At 70.9% G+C, this 23,214-nt stretch carries 17 protein-coding genes; 9 read left to right on the forward strand and 8 right to left on the reverse strand.

From position 1 onward, the window contains the following. Nucleotides 1–25: 25 nt before the first annotated feature. Entirely contained in the window at nt 26–1,756 is a 1,731-nt protein-coding gene (locus DEI85_RS04620) for a long-chain-fatty-acid--CoA ligase (RefSeq protein ID WP_258376401.1), read from the reverse strand. Between the two features lie 47 nt (nt 1,757–1,803). On the opposite strand from DEI85_RS04620, the gene DEI85_RS04625 reads away from it, so the two are divergent. Beyond that, complete coding sequence (locus DEI85_RS04625; protein ID WP_111090617.1) at nt 1,804–2,730, forward strand: oxygenase MpaB family protein; 927 nt, start codon at nt 1,804–1,806, stop codon at nt 2,728–2,730. An 82-nt stretch (nt 2,731–2,812) separates the two neighbouring features. On the opposite strand, the gene DEI85_RS04630 is transcribed toward DEI85_RS04625, so the two are convergent. The 4 genes from DEI85_RS04630 to DEI85_RS04645 form a co-directional block, all read right to left on the reverse strand. Continuing rightward, nucleotides 2,813–3,802, reverse strand: a complete 990-nt coding sequence (locus DEI85_RS04630) for an aldo/keto reductase (protein WP_111124223.1) — start codon at nt 3,800–3,802, stop codon at nt 2,813–2,815. After that, complete coding sequence (locus tag DEI85_RS04635) at nt 3,799–4,365, reverse strand: TIGR03086 family metal-binding protein (protein ID WP_071246600.1); 567 nt, start codon at nt 4,363–4,365, stop codon at nt 3,799–3,801. Before DEI85_RS04635 ends, DEI85_RS04630 begins: the two co-directional genes overlap by 4 nt. 760 nt (nt 4,366–5,125) lie before the next feature. After that, on the reverse strand, nt 5,126–5,686 hold the full coding sequence (locus tag DEI85_RS04640; protein ID WP_027464630.1) for a YceI family protein: 561 nt from the start codon (nt 5,684–5,686) through the stop codon (nt 5,126–5,128). Between the two features lie 109 nt (nt 5,687–5,795). After that, entirely contained in the window at nt 5,796–6,704 is a 909-nt protein-coding gene (locus DEI85_RS04645; protein WP_146249034.1) for a hypothetical protein, read from the reverse strand. A gap of 437 nt (nt 6,705–7,141) precedes the next feature. Between DEI85_RS04645 and DEI85_RS04650 the strand changes: the two genes are divergently transcribed. From DEI85_RS04650 to DEI85_RS04685, 8 genes are all read left to right on the forward strand, one after another. Then, a complete protein-coding gene (locus tag DEI85_RS04650) occupies nt 7,142–8,146 on the forward strand; it encodes an aldo/keto reductase family protein (RefSeq protein ID WP_071405490.1) in 1,005 nt (334 codons plus the stop codon). 190 nt (nt 8,147–8,336) lie between these two features. Then, complete coding sequence (locus DEI85_RS04655) at nt 8,337–8,861, forward strand: GtrA family protein (RefSeq protein WP_111124432.1); 525 nt, start codon at nt 8,337–8,339, stop codon at nt 8,859–8,861. Continuing rightward, complete coding sequence (locus DEI85_RS04660; RefSeq protein ID WP_111124431.1) at nt 8,858–10,435, forward strand: glycosyltransferase; 1,578 nt, start codon at nt 8,858–8,860, stop codon at nt 10,433–10,435. The genes DEI85_RS04655 and DEI85_RS04660 overlap by 4 nt, the downstream gene beginning before the upstream one ends. After that, nucleotides 10,432–12,420 (forward strand): ArnT family glycosyltransferase, encoded by a 1,989-nt coding sequence (locus DEI85_RS04665; RefSeq protein WP_111124430.1) that lies wholly within the window; start codon nt 10,432–10,434, stop codon nt 12,418–12,420. The genes DEI85_RS04660 and DEI85_RS04665 overlap by 4 nt, the downstream gene beginning before the upstream one ends. A gap of 466 nt (nt 12,421–12,886) precedes the next feature. After that, complete coding sequence (locus DEI85_RS04670; protein ID WP_111124429.1) at nt 12,887–13,711, forward strand: DUF4397 domain-containing protein; 825 nt, start codon at nt 12,887–12,889, stop codon at nt 13,709–13,711. A 100-nt stretch (nt 13,712–13,811) separates the two neighbouring features. After that, nucleotides 13,812–14,966, forward strand: a complete 1,155-nt coding sequence (locus DEI85_RS04675) for a family 8 glycosyl hydrolase (RefSeq protein ID WP_111124428.1) — start codon at nt 13,812–13,814, stop codon at nt 14,964–14,966. Continuing rightward, the gene (locus DEI85_RS04680) at nt 14,963–15,655 is read left to right on the forward strand and encodes a class F sortase (protein WP_181436456.1); all 693 of its coding nucleotides are present in this window, start codon (nt 14,963–14,965) and stop codon (nt 15,653–15,655) included. The genes DEI85_RS04675 and DEI85_RS04680 overlap by 4 nt, the downstream gene beginning before the upstream one ends. 45 nt (nt 15,656–15,700) lie before the next feature. Next, nucleotides 15,701–16,495 carry a polyprenol monophosphomannose synthase gene (locus DEI85_RS04685; RefSeq protein ID WP_110862886.1) on the forward strand — a complete coding sequence of 265 codons (795 nt, stop codon included), beginning with the start codon at nt 15,701–15,703 and terminating at the stop codon, nt 16,493–16,495. Between the two features lie 115 nt (nt 16,496–16,610). Here the strand turns inward: DEI85_RS04685 and treZ are convergent, their stop codons facing one another. The 3 genes from treZ to glgX are packed head-to-tail and all read right to left on the reverse strand — an operon-like array spanning nt 16,611 to nt 23,091. Then, a complete protein-coding gene (gene treZ / locus DEI85_RS04690; RefSeq protein ID WP_111124426.1) occupies nt 16,611–18,365 on the reverse strand; it encodes a malto-oligosyltrehalose trehalohydrolase in 1,755 nt (584 codons plus the stop codon). Continuing rightward, nucleotides 18,362–20,863 carry a malto-oligosyltrehalose synthase gene (gene treY, locus DEI85_RS04695; RefSeq protein WP_111124425.1) on the reverse strand — a complete coding sequence of 834 codons (2,502 nt, stop codon included), beginning with the start codon at nt 20,861–20,863 and terminating at the stop codon, nt 18,362–18,364. The genes treZ and treY overlap by 4 nt, the downstream gene beginning before the upstream one ends. Further along, entirely contained in the window at nt 20,860–23,091 is a 2,232-nt protein-coding gene (gene glgX, locus DEI85_RS04700) for a glycogen debranching protein GlgX (RefSeq protein WP_111124424.1), read from the reverse strand. Before glgX ends, treY begins: the two co-directional genes overlap by 4 nt. Nucleotides 23,092–23,214: the final 123 nt, after the last annotated feature.

Consider the following 23,214-nt stretch of genomic DNA (forward strand, 5'->3'; position numbering starts at 1 on the left):
ACCGGCGCCGCCCCGAGGCCGCCCGTCAGCCCTCCAGGATCTGGTCCCGCACCTTCCGCCGCAGCACCTTGCCGATCATCGAACGCGGCAGGTCCTCGACCACGACGACCCGGCGCGGCACCTTGTACGCCGCCAGGTGCTCGCGCGACCAGGCCCGGAGCGCGGCCCCGTCGAACGTCGCGGGGTCCTTGGGCACGACCGCGGCGACGACCTGCTCGTTGCCGCCCTGCGTGATGCCGACGACCGCGACCTCCTTGACGCTTGGGTGCTTCAGCAGGGTGTCCTCGACCTCGGACGGCGACACGTTGAAGCCGCCGGTGATGATGAGTTCCTTGAGGCGGTCGACGATCCGGACGTACCCGTCGGCGTCGATGGCCACGATGTCGCCGGTGCGGAACCAGCCGTCGGCGGTGAAGACCTCGTCGGTGGCCTCGGCCTTGCCCCAGTAGCCGCGGAACACCTGCGGGCCACGGACCTGCAGTTCGCCGGGCTCGTCGATGCCGAGCACCTTCGTGTCGTCGTCGGGGTCGACCACGCGCGCCTCGGTGGAGGCCAGCGGCAGGCCGATCGATCCGAGTCGACGCTCGGGGGAGACCGGGTTGGCCATCAGGACCGGGGAGCACTCGGACAGGCCGTACCCCTCGACCAGGTAGCCGTCGGTCCGGGCTTCCCACGGCTCGACGATGTCCTGCGACAGCGGCATGGCGCCGGAGATGCCGATCTCGATGCCCTTGAGCGACACCTTCGCCGAGTCGGCCGCGTGCTGCAGCCGGGCGTAGATCGGCGGCACGGCCGGCAGGAACGTCGGCGGGTGGCGCTTGATGGCGGTCAGGACGAGCGCCGGGTCGAACGCGGGGAAGAGCACGAGCCGCGAGGCCATGCTCATCGCGAAGGTCAGGCAGAGCGTCAGGCCGTAGGCGTGGAACATCGGCAGCACCGCGTACACGACGTTGTCGCCGCGGCGGATCTGCGGCACCCACGCGCGGGCCTGGGCGGCGTTCGCCAGCAGGTTCCGGTGGCTCAGGACCGCACCCTTCGGCGTCCCGGTGGTGCCGGACGTGTACTGGATCAGCGCCACGTCGTCGGTGGCCGGGCGCGGGTGCCGCTTCGACAGCTTGCGGGTGTCGGCGAGGTCGTCCCACTTGACCGTGCCACGCACCTTCGCCGTCAGCTTCGCGCGGGACTCGCGGGCCTTCGCGACCGGCAGGGCCAGGGCGAGCCGGGTGCTCCGGGGCATGGCACGGGTGATGTCCACCGAGACGATCGCGTCGAGGTGCACGTCGGCCGGGAAGTCCTGCAGCGTCGCGACGGACTTGTCCCACGCGATGGCGACCTTGGCCCCGTGGTCCTCGAACTGGTGACGGAGCTCGCGTGGCGTGTACAGCGGGTTGTGTTCGACCACGATGGCACCGAGCCGCAGCACCGCGTAGAACGCCACGATGTGCTGCGGGCAGTTCGGCAGGACGATGGCGACGCGGTCACCCGCTCCCACGCCGAGCTTCCGCAGGCCGTTCGCCGCGCGGAGGATCTGCTCCTCGAGGTCGGCGTAGCTCGTCGTGCGCTTGAAGAACTCGAGGGCGACCTGCCCGGGGAACTTCCGGGCCGACTGCTCGACCAGGTCGTACAGGGAACCACTCTGTTCCTCGATGTCGTGCGGGACCCCCGGGGCGTACGAGGCAAGCCAGGGACGAGGCGTGTCGATGCTCACCCGACCCAACCTAGTGGGCGACCCCCGTGCACGCTGGGAGGGCCACATTGCGCGATGTCACCCCCACGCCCAGGTGACGGACGGAACATGACGACATGTCCGCTGTCTCCGACGTCTTCCGGTCCCGCCTCAACCAGACGTTCACGGGCGGTTCGACCGGGACGGAAGCCTGGATGGACGACCTGGAACACGGAACCGACGCGGGCTTCTTCGGTCCGGGCTCCGCCACGTGGGCGGTGCACGGCGGCAGCCACGGCATCGTCGCCGGCGTGCGGGCACTGCTCGTCCAGGCGCTGCACCCCGGCGCGCTCGCCGGTGTCGCCGACCACTCCCGGTACCGCGAGGACCCGTTCGGTCGCCTCGCGGGCACCAGCCGGTGGATCGCCACCGTCACGTACGGCGACCGGCAGACCGCCCGCAGCGGCAGCGACTGGGTGCTCCGCCTGCACGAGCGGGTCCGTGGGCAGTACGTCGACGCGCACGGCACGACCCGCCCCTACGCGGCCAACGACCCGGACCTGGCGCGCTGGGTACACCTCGCCTTCACCGACGCGTTCCTCCGCGCCGCCCAGCGCTGGGGCGGCCCGATCCCCGGGGGCGCCGACGCCTACGTCCGCGAGTGGGCGGAGGCCGGGCGCCTCATGCGCATCGTCGACCCGCCCGAGTCCGAGGCGGAGCTCCGTGCCCAGATGAACGGGTACCTGGACCGCGGCGAACTCCTGGTGGACTCGCGCACCCGGGACGTCGTCCGGTTCATCAAGGACCCGCCGCTGTCCCGCCTGCTGCGCCCCGGCTACCGGGCGGTGTTCCAGGGTGCCGTGTCCACGCTCGACCCGCGGCACCGGTCGCTGCTCGGACTCCGAGCGCCGGTCGTCGGCCCGGTGGAGCTGCCGGTCGTGCGGACCACGAAGCTCGTGCTCGACGGGATCGGCGCGGTGCTCGACGACCAGACCGGTTCCGAACGGGCCGCGCGGCGGCGCATCGCGCGGCTGCAGCGCGCTGACGGCAGCGCGGTCGCCTGACCACGGCGGTCACCGCGACAACCTGACGGACGGGAGGCACGGTGCCAGCTGGCACCGTGCCTCCCGTCCGCTCGTGGGGGCGTCAGAAACCCGACGGCACCCGGGGCGTGTAGGTGGACTCGAGTCGCGTGACCTCGTCGTCGGTGAGCGTCAGCGACGCTGCGGCCACCGCGTCGTCGATGTGGTGCTCCTTCGTCGCGCCGACGATGGGCGCGGAGACCGCGGACTTGCCAGCGACCCAGGCCAGGGCGACCTGCGCCATCGGGACGCCGCGCTCGGTGGCGACGGCCTCGACCGCGTCGACGATCGCACGGTTGGCGTCCTCGTCCTGCTTGTAGAGGGTCTTGCCGAACTCGTCGGTCTGCGCACGGGAACCCGACCCGGAGGCGTCCCAGGGGCGGGTGACGCGGCCGCGGGCGAGGGGGCTCCACGGGATCACGCCGACGCCGGTGTGCTCGCAGAAGGGGAGCATCTCGCGCTCCTCCTCGCGTTCGAGCAGGTTGTACTGGTCCTGCATGCTGACGAACTTCGTCCAGCCGTGGCGTTCCGCGGTGTGCTGCATCTCGGCGAACTGCCACGTCCACATGCTGCTCGCGCCGATGTAGCGCGCCTTGCCGGCCTTCACGACGTCGTGCAGGGCCTCCATGGTCTCCTCGACCGGCGTCACCGGGTCGAAGCGGTGGATCTGGTACAGGTCGACGTAGTCCGTGCCCAGCCGGGTCAGGGAGGCGTCGATCTCGTGCATGATCGCCGCGCGGGACAGCCCGGCTCCGTTCCGGCCGGGACGCATCCGGTTGAAGACCTTCGTGAAGACCTGGACGTCCTCGCGCGGAGCCAGCTCGGCCAGGAGCGTGCCGGTGATCTCCTCGCTGCTGCCGTCCGAGTAGACGTTCGCGGTGTCGAAGGTCGTGATGCCGGCCTCGAACGCGCGGCGGACGAACGGGCGGGCCTCGTCGATGCCGACGCTCCAGGCGTGTGAGCCCCGGTCCGGGTCGCCGTACGACATCATGCCGAGGACGACGCTGCTGATCTCGAGCCCCGAGTTGCCGAGGCGCTTCGTGTCGGTGGTCATGCAGTCACTCTGGCATCGCGGCCTGTGACGGCCAGCAGGCGGACCTGGAGCGGGGAGTCCTCGGTGACGTCGACCGGGGGTGCGTAGAGGCCGGTGGCGGCGAGGTCCTCGATCTGCGGCTCGAAGTACTCCCACACGGCGCGGACGAGCTCGTCGGGCAGGGACTCCTCGGCGCCGGTCGCCCGGGCGAGGTCCCACGTGTGGATCGTGATGTCGCTCGTCTGCTCGGTGAGGTACTGCGCGGCGGGCACGACGTCGGTGCTGAGGTGCACGGGGGTGTCCTGCGGGGCGTTCCGCCAGGCGTCGGTCGCGGCGGTGGCGAAACGGTGCCACTCGGCCACCAGGTCGTCGCCGATCGGCTCGAGGTCGGCCTGGGCCTGGGCGTAGTCGCACCCGGTCAGGAGCTTCGGGATCCAGCGCTGCTCGTCGACGACGTGGGCGACGAGGTCGCGGGTGGTCCACTCGGAGTCGGGGGTGGGGGCGTCCCAGTCGGTGACGGCGGCGACGCGGCGGCCGAACTCGGCTGCCGCGAGGGCCTGCATCGCGATCCAGTCGGTGGCCATGGTGGTGCTCCTGTTCGTCGTGCGGGCGTGTGCTCTCGGTGCAACTCGGGGTCCGGAGTGCGGATTCCCCTCGCTGCTGTCGTACAGGCCAACGTTACGCGGGGGCGGCGCGTGGCCGTCGCTCTTCCGCTCGTTCCCGCTGTCTCCCTTGCCCTTGCCTCTGCCTCTGCCCTTGCCCCTGCGCTGCCCCTGCCCCCTGCCCCCTGCGCCTGCGCCTGCCCCTGCGCCTGCGCTGCCCCTGCCCCCTCCCCCTGCCCCCTGCCCCCCTGCCCCCTGCCCTGCCCCTGCCTTTGCGCTTCCTCGCGCCCTGCCTCTGCCCCTGCCCTGCGCTTCCTCGTGCCTTCTTGCGCGAGCGGGCGAAATGCCGCACTTGTCGCCGCCGTGTCCCGGGCATTCCGCCCGCTCGGCCGCGCTTCCGATCTCGGCCGGGGTCGCTCGCACCCTCCGCTCAAGTCCTTGGGCGAGCGGGCGAAATGTCCGGCGCGCCACGGGGACCGGCCTGGTGTTTCGCCCGCTCGTGGCGTGGGCGTGGGGGTGGGCGTGATTGCGAGGATCGGTGTCGACTTCGGTGCCGGCATCGGCGAGCGGGCGGAATGCCTGACGAACCAGGACGAAGCTCCGGGGTATTTCGCCCGCTCGTGGTCGGGGGACCGGCGCGGGCAACGGAGAACGCCCCGACTCCGTGCGGAGTCGGGGCGTTCTTCTCGGGTTCGGGGAGTGCCGCTCGGTGCCCTCAGTCAGGCGTCGAGTCAGAGGTGGCTCAGGCTGCCTGGAGGACGAACTGAACGTCGAGGTTGATCGTGACGTCGTTGCCGAGCGTGAAGCCGCCGGCCTCGAGCGCCGCGTTCCAGTTCACACCGAACTCGGTGCGGTCGATCTTCGTGGTTGCCTCGGCGCCGAACTTGACCTGGCCGTAGCCGTCCGTGGTGAACCCGCCGAGCTCGGCCTTGAGGACGACCGGCTTGGTGACGCCGCGCAGGGTCAGGTCGCCCGCGATGTGCAGGTCGTCGCCCTTCGCCTCGATGCTCGTGGAACGGAAGGTCAGCTGCGGGTGCTCCTCGGTCAGGAAGAAGTCGCTCGTCTTGAGGTGCTGGTCGCGCTGCTCCTGGCCGGTGTTGATCGACGCGACGTCGATGTTGGCCTCGACGGTCGACTCGAGCGGGTTCTCGGCGGTGACGACGGTGGCGTCGAAGGTCTCGAACTTGCCCTTGACCTTGCTGATGGCGAGGTGGCGGACCGAGAAGGTGACCTCGGAGTGGGTCGGGTCGATCTTCCAGGTGCCGGTCTTGTAGCCGGGAACGGTGTCAGCGGTGAGCGTCATGGTGGTCCTTCTTCCGAACGAGAGTCTGCGGTGCGACGCATTCCATGCGCCTGCATCGAGTTGATACTACGACAGTGTGCACGGTTTTGGTTGAAGCGTCAACCATTGTTCACCCAAGTGTCGCAAACCGCGTGTCGTGGGCTCCTCTGGCGCCGGCTTCGAGCAGCCGACGGATGCGGTGCACGAAACGCTCGACCCCGTGATCGAGGTCGTCTGCTGTTGCTCTGACGAGCCACCAGTCGACGTCCTTGAGGTGCTCGCCGCGCGTGAGGTCCTTTCGGAAGCTGGCTGGATCGGTGCGGTGCAGATCGCTCTCGTACTTGATCGCGACCCTGGCATCGGGGTAGGCGAGGTCCACACATGCGATCCACCGCCCGTCGACGACGACATCGTGGTTGAGCGCCGGTTCCGGGAGTCCGCGGCGGACGAGTGCCAGCCGTGTCCGGGTTTCTCCGGGAGACCGAGATCCCCTCCGGATCTCATCGAGCGCGAGGCGGAGCTTCACGATGCCGCGGATGCCGCGTCGTCGTCGGACGGCCTGGGCGAGTTCGTCGAGTGTCGTCCAGCCGAGCCACCCCACGAGCGCATCGCCCGCGACGATGAGTTCGTCGAGTGTCAGCATCGAGCCCAGTGCGACGAACGTATCGGCCGGAGTGGTCAGTGGCACTCCTCGTGCGATCGTCGCGCGGACTGACCCGTACCGGGCCCGGTGGCCGACCGCGCCGCGAACCCGGAGCGCTTGGTCGGTCCCGATCGTCGTGACGTGCAACCGCTGGTCGCGTTCGAGGCGACGGGGCAGCGGGACGCCGATGATCGCTGCTGCAGTGACATGGCTGAACACCTGATCGGGGCGGAGCCGAGGAGCGAGTGCTCTCGCACGGTCATCCACGGACTCCGGTGGGAACGCTGATCGGATGCCGTGGAACGGGCGGATGAGATCGCGAGCGTCGAGTCGGCCACGCGAAACGCCGCGGTGCAGCGCATCGCGTACTCGGAACGAAGCGTCGCGGAGTGCCATCGGGAGTCGCCGTCTCGCGGTCATCTCCACAGCGTGACGGCGAGCCGGTCTTGCGGACGGGAGTCGGGCCTCCTTTGTGGACGGCTGGCCCGCTCTCGCCGCTGTGGAGGGACGGTTGCTTCCGCGAGCGGGCGAAACGCCGTGCTTGCCGCCTGACCGAACGGCGGTGTTTCGCCCGTTCGCGCGGCCCGCTCGCCGACAGCTCGGGACCCGCTGCTCGGGACCCGCTGCGCGGAAGCCGCCGCCGGGGTCGCGCCCGAGGCGAGCAGGCGAGCGGGCGAGCGGGCGACATGTCCGGGTGTGCCGTCGGGAGCACTCTGGCATTTCGCCCGCTCACGCGCCCCTGCCCCGCGCCCCCACCCCGCGCCCGCACCCCCACCCCGACAGGCACTCGCGGGACCCCTCACGTGCGCGCTCACTCCAGTAGCGTCGGGACCATGGAATTCAGGTACCTGGGCAACTCCGGACTCAAGATCTCCGAGATCACCTACGGCAACTGGCTGACGCACGGCTCGCAGGTCGAGAACGACGTCGCCACCCAGTGCGTGCGGGCAGCGCTCGACGCCGGCATCACCACGTTCGACACCGCGGACACGTACGCCAACACCGCCGCCGAGACCGTCCTCGGTGAGGCGCTCAAGGGCGAGCGGCGCCAGTCCCTCGAGGTCTTCACGAAGGTCTACTGGCCGACCGGCCCGAAGGGGCACAACGACGTCGGTCTCAGCCGCAAGCACATCATGGAGTCGATCGACGGCTCGCTCGAGCGACTGCAGACCGACTACGTCGACCTCTACCAGGCACACCGCTACGACTACGAGACCCCCCTCGAAGAGACGATGCAGGCCTTCGCCGACGTCGTCCGCCAGGGCAAGGCCCTCTACATCGGCGTCAGCGAGTGGTCGGCCGAGCAGATCCGTGCCGGTGCCGCACTGGCCAAGGAGCTCGGCTTCCAGCTCATCTCGAACCAGCCGCAGTACTCGATGCTGTGGCGGGTCATCGAGGGCGAGGTCGTCCCCGCTTCGAAGCAGCTCGGCCTGTCGCAGATCGTCTGGTCGCCCATCGCGCAGGGCGTCCTGACCGGCAAGTACAAGCCGGGTCAGCCCCTGCCCGAGGGTTCGCGTGCCACGGACGAGAAGGGCGGCGCGGACATGATCAAGCGGTTCATGCGCGACGAGGTCCTCGAAGCCGTGCAGCGCCTGCAGCCCGTCGCCGACCAGGCCGGCCTCACGCTGGCGCAGCTCGCCATTGCGTGGACCCTGCAGAACGAGAACGTCGCCTCGGCGATCGTCGGCGCCTCGCGTCCGCAGCAGGTCACCGACAACGTCAAGGCCGCCGGCGTGAAGCTCGACGCGGACGCCCTCGCGGCGATCGACGAGGCACTCGGCGACATCCCGGAACGGGACGCGTCCAAGAACGTGTCCCCGTCGTCGCGCCCCGCGTAGACGCAACCGACCGACGGACGGGAGGCCCGGTGCCAGCTGGCACCGGGCCTCCCGTCCGTCGTCCGCGCGCCTCTGCCCACCGCAGCTGACGGATGGTCAACATGAACGGCATGTGTCGCGCCTCTGGCAGGCGCCTGGCAAAGCGCGTACCCCACCCAAACCACCCGGGGAAGCCCCCCGAATCGGGGGCATGACCCGAACCGATACCCCCGTTCTGGTGTCACCCGACACCGGTGCGGTGCGGACCGTGCGCCCCGGCACGATCCCGCGCCTGCTCGCCACCGCGAGGCAACTCGCGTCGTTCGGCACCATCGGTGCCGTCTGCTTCGTCATCGACCTGGGCGTCTACAACCTGCTCCGCGCCACCGTCATGCCGGACGGTCCCATCGCCGCGAAGATCGTGTCGGCCGTCGTGGCGACCTCGGTCGCGTGGATCGGCAACCGCTTCATCACCTTCCGTGCCCAGCGCCAGACCGGCCGCCGCGCGACCGTCCGCGAGGGGTTGCTCTTCGCAGCCACGAACCTCGTCGGCCTCGGCATCGCCGCCGCCTGCCTGTTCGTCTCGCACTACGTCCTCGGCTTCACGTCCACCCTCGCCGACAACGTCGCCGGCAACGGCGTCGGCCTCGTCCTCGGCACCGCGTTCCGGTTCGCCGCGTACAAGGCCCTCGTCTTCCGGTCCACCGACACACGTCCGAAGGGGTTCCCCGAATGACCATCTCAGCCGTGTTGCTGACGGCCGCAGGGCCGCTGCTCCGACCCGACGACGACACCGGGACGACGGGGGACGTCCCGAACCGCGGGACCACGGACGTGCCGACGGGAGACTCGGGGCAGCTCCCACAGGCCGCCTGGTCGCTGGGCGAGTGGCTCGGCTACTCGACCCTCATCGCCCTGTCCGTGCTGCTCACGATCATCGCGTTGACCACCCTCTGGTGGATGCTGCACGCCTGGCGCTCCCGGGACGCGCTGAAGTCCACCAGCTTCAGCCAGACCCCGCGACCGGCGGCGCACCGGTTCACGCTCCTGGTGCCCGGTCGGCACGAGCAGGACGTGATGGGGCAGACGCTCGACATGCTCGCGACCCAGGACCACCCCGACTTCGAGATCATCGCGATCGTCGGGGAGGACGACCCGGAGACCGACGCCGTCGTGCGTGCTGCGGCGGCTCGGCACCCCTCCCTGATCAAGGTCGTGGTGGACGACACCCTGCCGAAGAACAAGCCGAAGGCGATGAACCTGGCGCTCCAGCACGCGACGGGCGACATCGTCGGGGTGTTCGACGCCGAGGACGAGGTCTACCCGCGGCTGCTCTCCCTCGTCGACTCGCGGTTCCAGGAGACCGACGCCGACGTGGTGCAGGGCGGCGTCCAGCTGATGAACTTCAAGTCGAGCTGGTGGTCGCTCCGGAACGTCCTGGAGTACTACTTCTGGTTCCGCTCGCGCCTGCACTTCCACGCCGGGTCCAAGTTCATCCCGCTCGGGGGCAACACCGTCTTCGTGACGCGCTCCCGCCTGGAGTGGTCGAACGGCTGGGACGCGCACTGCCTCGCCGAGGACTGCGAACTCGGCGTGCGACTCTCCGCCGACGGGGCGAAGGTCGTCGTCGCCTACAGTCCCGAGGCCGTCACCCGCGAGGAGACCCCGCCGACCTTCGCCTCGCTGCTCAAGCAGCGCACGCGGTGGAACCAGGGCTTCCTGCAGGTGTTGGGCAAGGGGGAGTGGAAGAAGCTGCCGTCGTTCCGGCAGCGGTTCTTCGCCCGCTACATGCTCACGATGCCGTTCATCCAGGCGGCCACCGGGCTGCTCATCCCGCTGAGCGTCCTGATGATCCTGTTCGTCAAGGTGCCGACGGCGATCGCCCTCGTGTCGTTCGTGCCGGTGGCACCGACGCTCATGCTGCTCGCCGTGGAGATCGTCGGGCTGAACGAGTTCGGCCGCCTGTACGGCGAGAAGGTCCGGCTCCGCGACTACGTGCGGCTCGTGCTCGGCCTGGTGCCGTACCAGGTGTTCCTCGCCGCCGCGGCGGTCCGGGCAGTCGTCCGGCACGCCAAGGGCCAGAACGGGTGGGAGAAGACCGAGCACACCGGCCAGCACCGCAGCGGACAGGTGGTCGGCTTCGCCTCGGACCTGGACGGATCGGGCGCAGCGTCGTCCGCGGGTGCCGGATCGGGCGCAGCGTCGTCCGCGGGTGCCGGATCGGGCGCAGCGTCGTCCGCGGGTGCCGGATCGGGCGCAGCCTCGTCCGACCGTGAGTTCGCCGGCACCACCACGGGAGGCACCCGATGACCGCCAGCATCACCGACACCACGGGCATCCCGATCCGTGGTGGCACCACCGCACACCGGGCCGGTGTCGGGGCGTGGTTCCGCCGGCACGCAGCCAGCCTGACGTGGTTGCTGCCCGTCGTCGCGGTGACCGTGCTCATCCAGGCCTGGAACATGTCGGGCACACCGCAGCGCATCGACGACGAGGGGACCTACACCGCACAGGCGTGGGCGATCACGAACCTCGGCGAGCTCACCCACTACACGTACTGGTACGACCACCCGCCGCTCGGATGGATCCAGATCGCCGGGTACACCGGGTTGACCGGGGCGTTCGCGCGGTACCCCTTCGCGGTGGAGGCCGGGCGCGAGGCCATGGTGTTCTTCTCCGCCGTCTCGAGCATCCTGCTGTTCGTCCTGGCCCGACGTCTCGGCGCCGGACGGATCACGGCAGCCGCGGCCGGACTCGTCTTCGCGCTGTCACCGCTCGCGCTGCAGTACCACCGCACGGTGTACATCGACAACGTCGCGACGCCGTGGCTGCTCGCCGCGTTCGTCCTCGTGCTGAGCCGTCGCCAGCAGCTCGCCGGGTTCGCCGGCGCCGCTGCGTGCCTCGGCATCGCCGTGCTGTCCAAGGAGACCTACCTGCTCGCGCTGCCGTTCCTGATCTGGATGGCCGTACGTCGCGCCGACACGAGCACCCGCCGGTACACCCTCAGCGTCGCCGGGGCCGTGCTCGTGCTGATCGGCGGCGGGTACCTGCTGCTCGCCGCGGTGAAGGGTGAACTCGTGCCGGGCAACGGGCGAGTCAGCCTGTGGGAAGGCGTCACCTACCAGCTCGGGTCGCGGACCGCTTCCGGATCAGTGTTCGACGGGGGCAGCCTGGCGAACGAGGCCGCCGCGCAGTGGTGGGCGCTCGACCCGGTGTTCATCGTGCTCGGCTCGGCCGCGGCCGTCGTGGGGCTGTTCCTGCGCCGGGTCCGACCGATCGCCGCGATGCTCGTGTTCCTGCTCGCGGTGATGTTCCGGCCGAACGGGTACCTGCCGGTGCCCTACGTCATCATGCTCATCCCGTTCGCAGCGCTCCTCGTCGCGTACACCGTCGAGCGTGCCGTCCTGACGATCGCCGGTCGAGTCCACATCCGGGGCCGGTTCGGCCCGAGGGCACGGCGCGGCCTCGGCATCACCTGGGCCGTCGTGACGGCTGCGGCGCTCGTCGTCGCGGTGCCGCTGTGGGGGACGCAGCTGCGGGGTTTCCTGCTCGGCAACCTCGACCTGCCCATGCAGCAGGCCGAGCAGTGGGTGGGCGACAACGTGCCGAAGTCCTCGCGTCTGCTGGTCGACGACGCCATGTGGGTCGACCTCGTGGACGACGGCTTCGCCCGGAACAACGTCGTCTGGTACTACAAGCTCGACACCGACGGAGCGGTGGAACGGCAGTCCCCGAACGGTTGGAAGGACTCGGACTACGTCATCACGACGGACTCCATGCGCACCGGCGGCAACTCGTCCACCGACGTGCGGCAGGCGATCGAGAACTCCACGGCCGTCGCGACCTTCGGCACCGGTGACCAGCAGGTCGAGGTCCGCCGGATCCACGCCGAGGGAGCCAGTGCCGCCGAGACCGCGATCACCCGGGCCACCGACGTACGGAAGACCCTGGGGACCGAGCTCGCCTCGAACCCGGCTCTGCGTGCGGACGAGGGCACGAAGTCGCAGTTCCGCGCCGGACAGGTCGACTCGCGGGCGATGATCGCGCTCGGACAGGTGCTCGCCGACCAGGACGTGCGGGTCGACCGGTTCACCCCGCGCACCGGGGAGACCGGCCAGCCGTTCCGCACCGTCGTCCTGCACACGAGTGACGACGCCTCGGCAGCCCGGGTCACTCGGACCTTCGACGCCATGTCCCAGGCGTTCCGGCCGGACTCGGTCGAGCGCGAGGGAGCACGGCTCACGGTGACGTACGCCCCGGCCGACCCGACGACGACCGCGACGAGCGCCTCGTGACCCCCGATCGCCCGGCCGCGCTGGCCGAGCGGGCGCTGGCCGAGCGGGCGTCTCGCGAGCGAGCGTTCCGCGAGCGGGCGTTCCGCGAGCGGGCGAAATGCCCGGAGGGCTCCGGCGCTGACCCGGGCATTCCACCCGCTCGCCGGATCGGCCGCGGAACCGTTCACCGCCAACGCGTCGGGGCGGAACACCCGCTGCGCGAGCGGGCGAAATGCCCGGAGGGCTCCGGCGCTGACCCGGGCATTCCGCCCGCTCGCCGGATCGGCCGCGGAACCGTTCACCGCGAACGCGTCGGGGCGGAACACCCGCTGCGCGAGCGGGCGAAATGCCCGGAGGGCTCCGGCCCTGACCCGGGCATTCCGCCCGCTCGCCCGCTCGCCCGGCGGCCTGGACGACAACCCCACGAACCACCCCTCGACACGACGACCGCACCGCCAACCGCACCTCGACCCGAAGGAGCACCATCATGACCGCACGCACCACGAACCGCCGCCGCACCGTCGTCGTCGGAGCGCTCGCCGCCACACTCGTCGCCGCGACGGTCGGCCTCGCAGCCCCGCAGAACGCCTCCGCCGCGACGACCGAGCAGGGCTGGCTCCGCGTCGGACACCTGTCGCCGGACACGAAGGGCGTCGACGTCGAACTGTCCAGCCTCGCGGGGGGCAAGACCGTCTTCGAACTCGACGACGTCACCTACGGCCAGGTCAGCCCGTACGAGAAGCTGCCGGTCGGCACCTACGTCCTGTCGATGCGCGCCGCCGACGCGCCGGGTTCCACCCCGGTCATATCCACCGACGTCACCGTGCAGGAGGGCGACGCCAGCACCGTCGTCGCCTACGGCAAGAACGACGGGCTGAAGACGACCGCGTTCACCGACGATCTGCAGCAGCCGGGCGACGGCAAGGCGAAGCTCCGGCTCGTGCAGGCCGCCACCACCGCGAAGCGCGTCGACGTGCAGACCTCCGACGGCACCGCGATCGCCGAGGACGCCACCTTCGGCACCGCCACCGAGTACGCAACGGTCGACGCCGGCAAGTGGTCGCTCGACGTCTCCGGCAGCGGACAGCGTGGTACCGCCGAGGTCGACCTCGCCGGCAACACGGTCTCGACCCTGTTCGTCCTCGACGACAGCGAGGGCAACCTGACGGTCGTGCCCGTGACGGACGCCGCGGCGACCGCCGCAACCCCGTCCGGCGGTGTGCAGACCGGCGGTGGCGGCGCAGCCGCTGACCGGCCGGTGACCGAGGCGGTCCACGCGGTCGTCGCGATGCTCCGCTCGCTGTTCCGCTGACGCCCCGGACTGGAGGCGCGGATCACGGGCGCTGAACGGCCCACGTGGTCCGCGCCTCCCCTTCGACCCCACCCCACCATCCCCGGAGAGGCAGGCCAGCATGACCCGCAGGACCTGGATACCGGTCGCCGCCGCGGCGGCCGTCATCGTCGCCATCGTGGTCGCGGTCGTCGCGGTCCGCCCCTGGTCGTCGAGCACCATGACCGCCGCTCGCGGCACGGCGACCCCGACCTCGACCACCGCACCCGACGCGGCGCGCTCGCCGCAGCAGCTGCGGTCGGCGTTCCTGGACCGCTACGTCGAGGGCGGTCGCGTCGTCCGCACCGACCAGGGCGGTGACACCGTCAGCGAGGGGCAGGCGTACGGCTTGCTCATCGCCTACGCGAACGACGACCGTGCGCGCTTCGACGCGATCTGGCAGTGGACGAAGGACCACATGCTCACCGACGACGACCTGCTGGCGTGGCGGTGGACGTCCGACGAGGGCGTCGCCGACGAGCAGTCCGCGAGCGATGCCGACCTCGACGCCGCCCGGGCCCTCGTGCTCGCGGGGAAGGCCTGGGACGACGACCGGTACACCGCCGCGGGCAAGCGCATCGCGGTGGCGATCCTCGAGCACGAGACGGCCCGGACGGACCTCGGTACGATCCTGCTGCCCGGACCGTGGGCGGAGCAGGAGCCCTACCGGTACAACGCCTCGTACGCCTCGCCCGCGGCCTTCTCGGTGCTGGCGGACGCCACCGGGGACGACCGCTGGAACGCGCTGAACCGGGGTTCGCGCGCCGTGACGGGCGCCGTGCTCGACGCCTCCGACCTGCCCAGCGACTGGTCCCAGGTGCACGCCGACGGATCGGTGGACCCGATGCCGGCCGTCGGTGGGGACGGGCGCGTGCTCTACGGGTACGACGCGATGCGGACGCCGCTCCGGTACGCCGAGGCGTGTTCGGCGCCCGACCGGGAGCTCGCGGCGGCGCTCGCACCCACGCTCGGACGGACGACGCGGCTCGCCTCGCAGCTCGACCTCGGTGGCACCCCGGTGACACGGGACACGAACGCGCTGGCCTACACCGCGCGGGCCGCGGCCGAGCAGGCCGCCGGTTCCTCCCGTGCGGCTGCCGACGACCTCGAGCGGGCCGACCGGACTGCGGCGACCACTCCGACCTACTACGGGGACGCCTGGTTGGCCATCGGTTCGACCATGCTGACCTCCGACGTGCTCGGAGGCTGTGCCAGCGACGTGGGAGGCGGCTCGTGAGCGGCCGTCGGAGCGCCGGGCGCGTCTCGGCTGTCCGGAACCGAGGCGTGGTGATCGGTGCCGTGGTCGCCGCAGTCGTGGTGGTCGGGGGCGTGGCCGGGGTGGCGGTCGCGTCGACGGTGGGCGGCGGAGCGGAGGAGCGCGCCGCGTCGTCCTCGTCCGCGTCCCCGTCGTCCTCCTCGTCGTCCTCGGGTTCCGGCACCGACGGGTTCCAGGACCCGGCCGCGCCCGAGGCCCGCTCGACGGCCACCCCGGTCAGTGTGTCGATCCCGGCCATCGGCGTGCGGTCCTCGCTCGAGGACCTGCACCGCGGCGCTGCCGGAGAACTCGACCCGCCCGTCGACTGGGACAGCGCGGGCTGGTTCAGCGACGGGATCGTCCCCGGCGAGGTCGGCCCCGCCGTCATCGCCGGTCACGTCGACAGCCCCACGAGCGCCGCGGTGTTCTTCCGGCTCGACGAACTGGTCGCCGGCGACGAGGTCCACGTCCGGATGTCCGACGGCAGCACCCGCACCTTCATCGTCGACCGTGCCGAACGCGCCGCCAAGTCGGCGTTCCCGACGAGCGACGTCTACGGCCCCACCCCCACCCCGCAACTCCGACTCATCACCTGCGACGGCACGTTCGACACCGCCACCGGGCACTACACGGACAATCTGATCGTGTTCGCAGACCTCTCGTCGGATTGACCCACCAAGCCAGCGATACATTCGACCGAGAGCACGAGGAGCACCATGAGCGAGACCCTGGTCATCATCCCGACCTACGACGAAGCCGAGAACGTCCGGCCGATCGTCGAGCGCACGTTGGCCGCGACCGACGACTCCGTGCACGTGCTCGTCGTCGACGACAACTCACCCGACGGCACCGGCGACATCGCGGACGCCATCGCCCGCGAGACCGACCGGGTGCACGTCATGCACCGCACCGTCAAGGACGGCCTGGGCGGCGCGTACCTGTCCGGGTTCGCGTGGGGTCTGGAACACGGCTACGCCAAGCTCGTCGAGATGGACGCCGACGGCTCCCACCACCCCGAGTACCTGCCCTGGATGCTCGAGCTCGCGGACTCGCACGACCTGGTGCTCGGCTCCCGGTGGATCAAGGGCGGCAAGGTCGAGAACTGGCCCTGGTACCGGCTCCTGCTCTCCCGCGGCGGCAACCTGTACACGCGTCTCGCCCTGGGCATCGCGGTGCGCGACGCCACCGGCGGCTTCCGGGTCTTCACCTCGCGGGCGTTCGAGCGGATCGACCTCGCCGGTGTGGCGTCGAAGGGGTACTGCTTCCAGGTGGACCTGTGCTGGCGCTCCCTCGAGGCGGGTCTGCGGGTCGTGGAGACGCCGATCACCTTCACCGAGCGGGAGTTCGGTGTCTCGAAGATGAGCGGCAACATCGTCCGCGAGAGCCTGGCGCTCGTGACGAAGTGGGGCATCGACCGCCGCATCCGCGAGACCCGTTCGCTCGTGAAGGACCACCGCAAGCTGCCCTCCGTGCGGAAGAACGCGCACGCGGTCTCCGACCACGCCGCCTGAGGCCGCGGACACACGAACGCACGAACGGCGACGGACCAGGTGGGTTCGTCGCCGTTCGCGCGTGCGGAACTGCGGCTCGCGCAGCACGCGGGTGGCTAGCGCAGCTCGCGGGTGGCTAGCGCAGCACGACCACGCCGCGGCCGCGGAACCGGACGACGCCGGCATCCACCTCGGTCGCGCCGAAGCCGTAGAGCTCCTCGCCCACGGCGTCGGGGACCGGGACCTCGGCTGCGTCGTCGGCGAGGTTCACCACGACGTGCACCGGCGCCACGTCGGGGCCGAGCAGCCCGCGGGTGAGCACCAGCCAACGACGGTCCTCGCTGAAGCGGACGGCGTTCGCCTCGTAGCGGTGGTCGACGAACGCCTGGTCGGTGCGCCGCAGGGCGATGAGCACCCGGTAGGCACGCAGGATCGCCGCACCGCGCTCCGAGCTGACGTCGGCCCAGTCGAGCTTGGAGTTGGTGAACGTCGTCGGGTCCTGCGGATCCGGCACCGCTGACTCGTCCCACCCGTGCTCGGCGAACTCGGCGATGCGCCCCTCGGCGGTCGCCTTGCCGAGCTCGGGTTCCGGGTGCGAGGTGAAGAACTGCCACGGCGTGGAGGCCGCGAACTCCTCGCCCATGAACAGCATCGGCGTGAACGGCCCGAGCAGTGTCAGGGCCGCGGCGATCACGAGCCCCTCGTCGTCGAGCGTCGCGGCGAGCCGGTCGCCGGCGGCGCGGTTGCCGATCTGGTCGTGGTTCTGGTTCGCGACGACCAGGGCCGTCGCGGGGGAGGTCCCGCGGTCGATCGGCCGACCGTGCCGCTTGCCGCGGAACGACGACCACGTGCCGTCGTGGAAGAAACCGTCCTCGAGCACCTTCGCCAGCGCCGACAGCGGAGCGAAGTCGGCGTAGTAGCCGTTCGTCTCACCGGTGAGCGCCACGTGCACGGCGTGGTGGAAGTCGTCCGACCACTGCCCCGCGAGGCCGTACCCGGCGGCCTCGCGCGGCCGGAACATCACCGGGTCGTTGAGGTCGGACTCCGCGATGAGCGACAGCGGACGACCGATGAACGACGAGTAGGCGTCGGTCTCGTCGGCCATCGATGCCAACACGTGCGGGCGGGTGGTGTCGCGGATCGCGTGCACGGCGTCGAGCCGGAGCCCGTCGACGTGATGGTCGCGGAACCACATGCGCACGTTGTCGAGCACGTACCGGCGGACCTCGGGGTGCTCGACGTTCACCGAGTCACCCCAGGTGTTGCCGAGCCCGGCCAGCAGGTACGGGCCGTAGAGCGGCAGGTAGTTGCCGCTCGGGCCGAGGTGGTTGTAGACGACGTCCTGGATGACCCCGAGCCCCAGCGCATGTGCGGTGTCGACGAACCGGTCGTAGGCGTCCGGGCCGCCGTACGGGGCGTGCACGGAGAACCAGCCGACCCCGTCGTAGCCCCAGTTCCACTCGCCGTTGACGGCGTTGACGGGGAGCAGCTCGACGAACTCGACCCCGAGCTCGACCAGGTGGTCCAGCTTCTGGGCAGCGGCGTCGAGCGTGCCCTCGGGTGTGTAGGTGCCGATGTGCATCTCGTAGATGACGGCGCCGCGGGCCGGGCGTCCGGTCCACGACTCGTCGGTCCACGCGAACCGTGCGGGGTCGACGACCTCGGACGGGCCGTGCACGCCCTCGGGCTGGTGCCGGCTGCGCGGGTCCGGTCGGACCGCGTCGTCGTCGCCGATGCGGAACCCGTACCGGGCGCCGACGACCGGCATCACGGCGTCGGTGGACCACCAGTCGTCGTCGCCCTTGGTGAGCGGGTACTCGACGTCGTCGACGACGAGCCGGACCCGGTCCGGCTCGGGCGCCCAGACGGCGTAACGGTCAGGTGCGGTCATGCGTGACCCTCCAGGATTTCGATCTCGGCCTGCGCGTCGTTCTCGGTGGCGTCCGTCGTGCGGTCGGCGGCGGGCCGGGAGGCGCCGCTCGCGTCGGACACGGCGGGCACCGCGTCGGCGTGGCCGGCTGCACCGACTGCGTCGGCGGGCACGAGCAGCGCGACCGGGTAGGTGGTGAGCAGGTCGGCCAACGCGATCCCGCGGTCGGCGGGGACGCGTCGGCCGGTGAGCAGGTCGATGCGCTCGACGGGGACGGCGTGCACCAGCGTGTCGCCCCAACCGCCGACCCGGCCGAGACCGATCGGCAGACGCGTCGCGATCGTCACGGCACCGCCGCGGTCGAACGCGATGACGTGGTCGGCCGCGCTGCCGGTGGCCTCGAGCTCCAGGTACCGGGTGAACAGCTCCGGGTGGTCCCGACGGATGCGCAGTGCGCGGGTCGTGACCAGGAGCTTCGCGGCGCCGTCGATGCCGATCGACGGCAGGTCCTCGGGGCCGTCGTCGTCCGGGCCGTCGAGCTCGGCGAGCACGTGACGCCGCTCGGCGTAGTCGACCGGACGACGGTTGTCGGGGTCGACGAGCGAGCGGTCCCAGAACTCGGTGCCCTGGTAGACGTCGGGGACGCCCGGGGCGGTGAGCTGGACGAGCTTCTGGGCGAGACCGTTCGACCACCCGGCGGCGTCGATCTGCTCGTCGAGGGCGTCGAGCACGGCGACCACGTCCGGGTTGTCGAACGCAGCGTCGACGATCGCGTGCATCTGCTGCTCGAACGCCTCGTCGGGCTCGGTCCACGTGGTGCTGTCTCCGGCTTCGCGGGAGGCCTTCTCGGCGTACGCGTGCAGACGCTCGCGGCTCGCGGGCCGAGCGCCGACGATCGCCTGCCAGAGCAGGTCGGCGAACACGCGGTCCTGCAACGGCACGAGCGACTGCAGGCGCTCGAGCGTGGCGGCCCACTCGTCGCCGAGCTCGGCCAGCACCGCGATGCGCGCGCGGGTGTCCTCGCTGCGCTTCGTGTCGTGCGTGGTGAGCGTCGTCATGGTGTGCGGCCAGCTGCCGAGCCGTTCGCGCTGGGCCTGGTGGAAGTTCGCCACCGAGACCGCGAAGACGCTCGGGTCGCCGCCGACCTCGCTCAGGGACGACAGGCGCGAGGTGCGGTAGAACGCCGTGTCCTCGACGCCCTTCGCCATCACCATGCCGCTGGTCTGCTGCAGTCGGACCGCCGCGGCGTTCGTCGGGTCGACGAGTGCCGGTGCGATCCGGTCGATGACGTCGTCGAGGTCCGGGCGGGCCTCGGCGGCGCGCTCGAGCGCCGTGATGAGGTGGTGGGCGCCCTCGGGCAGGTACGTGCGGTACACGTCGAACGAGGCCACGATCTCGGCGACCGCGTCGACGATCCGCTCGTGCGTGATCGTCTCCGTCACGGCGCTCGGTGCGAGCAGGCGTGCGAGCCGCTCGACCTCGCTGCCGAGGATGCCGTCCGCGATGCCCCGTCGGGTGTCGTGCGTGAGCTGCTGCCAGTCGGTCGGTTCGGCCCCCGACGCCGCGGTCAGCGCCTGCTCACCCGCGGGGTCGACGAACACGCGGTCGATCACCCCGAGGGCGTCGTACCCGGTGGTGCCGTCGACCGGCCACGAACTCGGCAGCTGCTCGCCGGGCTCGAGGATCTTCTCGACGAGGGTGTAGGCCCCGCCGGTCAGCTCCGCCAGGTCCTGCAGGTAGCCCGCCGGGTCGTACAGCCCGTCCGGGTGGTCGATGCGTAGGCCGTCGACGAGTCCGTCGCGGAACCAGCCTCCGATGACCCCGTGCGAGGCCGCGAAGACCTCGGGCTCCTCGACGCGGATCGCCGCGAGGGTGTTCACGGCGAAGAACCGGCGGTAGTTCAGGTCGTGGTCGGCGCGCTTCCAGTGCACGAACGCGTAGTGCTGGCGGGCGTGCACGGTCTCGACGGTGTCGCCGTCGTGCACCGTTCCGGGGGCGGTGGGGTAGGCGGTCTCGCCGACGCGCAGCACCGGACGCTCGGCGTCGGACGTGTCGAGCGTGACCGCGTCGAGCAGCCGGTCGTCGAGCACGGGGACGCGGACCTTGCCGTCGCCGGCTTCCCAGTCCACGTCGAAGGCCCAGGCCACGGGGGAGCCCTGCCCGAGTTCGAGCAGGGACCACCACCACGGGTTCGACTCGGGGGTCGCGACGCCGACGTGATTCGGCACCACGTCGACGATGACCCCGAGGCCGACGGCGTGCGCGGCCTCGGCCAACGCCCGCATCGCCTGGTCGCCACCGCGGTCGGTGTCGACCCGCGTGTGGTCGACCACGTCGTAGCCGTGGTTCGACCCGGACTCGGCCTGCAGCACCGGCGACAGGTACAGCCAGTCGGCGCCGAGGTCGTGCACGTAGTCGACCAGGTCGCGGGCGGCGTCGAGGTCGAAGTCGGCCGAGACCTGCAGCCGGTAGGTCGACGCGGGGACGCGGTTCGCGGCGCCGGGCGTTCCGGCGGTCATCGGGTGGCTCCGCTCGGTGCGGTGGACCCGGCCGGGTTGGCCGGGGTGACGGTGTCCTGCGGGGCGTCTGGTCCGGGGGCGCCGTCCTGCTCGGCGTCGACCGGGGTGCTCGTGACCTCGTGGTCGGGCTCGGCACGCAGCACGATCATCGACCGGGCGGGGACGTCGAGCGGGGTACCCGCGTCGAGCACCTCGTCGCGGGCGCCGGGGTCGGCGGTGTCGATCCGGACGGTCCAGCCGGGGGAGTACTCCTCGGGTGGGAGCGTGAAGGTCACGACGTCGTCGTGGGCGTTGAAGTACGTGATGAAGCCGACGTCGGTGATGCGCTCACCGCGGGCGTCGCGACCTCGGATGCCCTCGCCGTTCAGGTACATGCCGACGCTCTTGCCGAAGCCGGAGTCCCAGTCCTCGGGGTCCATGGCGTCGCCCGAGGGGGTCAGCCACACCACGTCGGGCAGCGGTTCGCCCTCACCACGTCGGACCGGACGGCCGTTGAAGTACCGGGTCCGGCGGAACGTGGGGTGGTCGTGCCGCAGCTTCACCACGTCGGCGGTGAACTGGATGAGGTCCTCGTCCGCACTGTCCCAGTCGATCCAGCTGAGCTCGGAGTCCTGCGCGTACACGTTGTTGTTGCCGGCCTGCGACCGGCCGAGCTCGTCGCCGTGCGCGATCATCGGCACACCCTGGCTCAGGAGCAGGGTCGCCAGGAAGTTCCGGCGACGCTGCAGCCGCAGGGCGTTCACCGCCTCGTCGTCGGTCGGGCCCTCGGCCCCGGAGTTCCACGACCGGTTGTGGCTCTCGCCGTCGTTGTTGTCCTCGCCGTTGGCCTCGTTGTGCTTCTCGTTGTAGGCCACCAGGTCGTACAGAGTGAAGCCGTCGTGCGCGGTGATGAAGTTGATGCTCGCCTTGGGGGTGCGGCCGTCGTGCTCGTACAGGTCGGCCGAGCCGGAGATCCGCGAGGCGAACTCGCCGAGCGTCGACGACTCGCCGCGCCAGAAGTCACGGACGGTGTCGCGGTACTTGCCGTTCCACTCGGACCACTGGGGCGGGAAGTTGCCGACCTGGTAGCCACCGGGGCCGACGTCCCACGGCTCGGCGATGAGCTTGACCTGCGACACGATCGGGTCCTGCTGCACCAGTTCGAAGAAGGCCGACAGCCGGTCGACCTCGTAGAACTCGCGGGCCAGTGCCGAGGCGAGGTCGAAGCGGAAGCCGTCGACGTGCATCTCGGTCACCCAGTAGCGGAGCGAGTCGAGGATGAGCTGCAGCGAGTGCGGGTGCCCGACGTTGAGCGAGTTCCCCGTGCCCGTGTAGTCCATGTAGAACTTCTTGTCGTCGTCGACCAGGCGGTAGTAGGCCGCGTTGTCGATGCCGCGGAACGACAGCGTCGGGCCGAGGTGGTTGCCCTCGGCGGTGTGGTTGTAGACGACGTCGAGGACGACCTCGATGCCGGCGCGGTGCAACTCGCGCACCATCGTCTTGAACTCCTGGACCTGCTGGCCCTGGTCGCCCGATGACGAGTACGCCGAGTGCGGCGCGAAGAAACCGATGGTGTTGTAGCCCCAGTAGTTCGACAGCCCCTTGTCCTGCAGGGTCGAGTCGTTCACGAACTGGTGCACCGGCATGAGCTCGAGCGTGGTGACGCCGAGGCGCTGCAGGTGCTCGATGACCGCCGGGTGGGCGACGCCGGCGTAGGTGCCGCGCTGCTCTTCCGGCACGTCGGGGTGGGTCTCGGTGAGTCCCTTGACGTGCGCTTCGTAGATGACGGTCTCGCCGTACGGCGTGCGCGGCGGACGGTCCCCCTGCCAGTCGAAGAAGGGGTTGATCACGACGCCCTTCATCATGTGCGACGCGGAGTCCTCGTCGTTGGTCGAGTCCGGGTCGCCGAACGTGTACGAGAAGAGCGACTGGTCCCAGTCGATCTCGCCGCTGGTCGCCTTGGCGTACGGGTCGAGCAGGAGCTTCGACGGGTTGCAGCGCGCGCCGTTCTCGGGGTCGTACGGGCCGTGGACCCGGAAGCCGTACTGCTGCCCGGGGCCGATGTTGGGGAGGTACGCGTGCCAGACGTAGGCGTCCACCTCGAGCAGGCGGACGCATTCTTCGTTGCCGTCGGAATCGAACAGACAGAGTTCGACGCGCTCGGCGACCTCGGAGAACAGCGCGAAGTTCGTGCCGCTCCCGTCGTAGGTCGCCCCGAGCGGGTACGGGTTTCCGGGCCAGGTGTGCAAACGGTCCTCCAGGTGTGGGTGCGGCCAACATATCGGCGGCGCTCGTCCGCGTCCGCAGACAAGCCCAGCTGTGGATGCCCACTGCGCCCCGCGGCCTGTGGAGGAACGGACGAGTAGCGTCGC

It is taken from the genome of Curtobacterium sp. MCBD17_026 (genome assembly GCF_003234895.2).
Classification (GTDB): domain Bacteria; phylum Actinomycetota; class Actinomycetes; order Actinomycetales; family Microbacteriaceae; genus Curtobacterium; species Curtobacterium flaccumfaciens.

What these genes read in the sequence shown, in the direction of transcription:
- DEI85_RS04620 (WP_258376401.1), bottom strand. Translation starts at nt 1,756, where the DNA reads ATGTGGCCCTCCCAGCGTGCACGGGGGTCGCCCACTAGGTTGGGTCGG.
- DEI85_RS04625 (WP_111090617.1), top strand. Translation starts at nt 1,804, where the DNA reads ATGTCCGCTGTCTCCGACGTCTTCCGGTCCCGCCTCAACCAGACGTTC.
- DEI85_RS04630 (WP_111124223.1), bottom strand. Translation starts at nt 3,802, where the DNA reads ATGACCACCGACACGAAGCGCCTCGGCAACTCGGGGCTCGAGATCAGC.
- DEI85_RS04635 (WP_071246600.1), bottom strand. Translation starts at nt 4,365, where the DNA reads ATGGCCACCGACTGGATCGCGATGCAGGCCCTCGCGGCAGCCGAGTTC.
- DEI85_RS04640 (WP_027464630.1), bottom strand. Translation starts at nt 5,686, where the DNA reads ATGACGCTCACCGCTGACACCGTTCCCGGCTACAAGACCGGCACCTGG.
- DEI85_RS04645 (WP_146249034.1), bottom strand. Translation starts at nt 6,704, where the DNA reads ATGGCACTCCGCGACGCTTCGTTCCGAGTACGCGATGCGCTGCACCGC.
- DEI85_RS04650 (WP_071405490.1), top strand. Translation starts at nt 7,142, where the DNA reads ATGGAATTCAGGTACCTGGGCAACTCCGGACTCAAGATCTCCGAGATC.
- DEI85_RS04655 (WP_111124432.1), top strand. Translation starts at nt 8,337, where the DNA reads ATGACCCGAACCGATACCCCCGTTCTGGTGTCACCCGACACCGGTGCG.
- DEI85_RS04660 (WP_111124431.1), top strand. Translation starts at nt 8,858, where the DNA reads ATGACCATCTCAGCCGTGTTGCTGACGGCCGCAGGGCCGCTGCTCCGA.
- DEI85_RS04665 (WP_111124430.1), top strand. Translation starts at nt 10,432, where the DNA reads ATGACCGCCAGCATCACCGACACCACGGGCATCCCGATCCGTGGTGGC.
- DEI85_RS04670 (WP_111124429.1), top strand. Translation starts at nt 12,887, where the DNA reads ATGACCGCACGCACCACGAACCGCCGCCGCACCGTCGTCGTCGGAGCG.
- DEI85_RS04675 (WP_111124428.1), top strand. Translation starts at nt 13,812, where the DNA reads ATGACCCGCAGGACCTGGATACCGGTCGCCGCCGCGGCGGCCGTCATC.
- DEI85_RS04685 (WP_110862886.1), top strand. Translation starts at nt 15,701, where the DNA reads ATGAGCGAGACCCTGGTCATCATCCCGACCTACGACGAAGCCGAGAAC.
- treZ (WP_111124426.1), bottom strand. Translation starts at nt 18,365, where the DNA reads ATGACCGCACCTGACCGTTACGCCGTCTGGGCGCCCGAGCCGGACCGG.
- treY (WP_111124425.1), bottom strand. Translation starts at nt 20,863, where the DNA reads ATGACCGCCGGAACGCCCGGCGCCGCGAACCGCGTCCCCGCGTCGACC.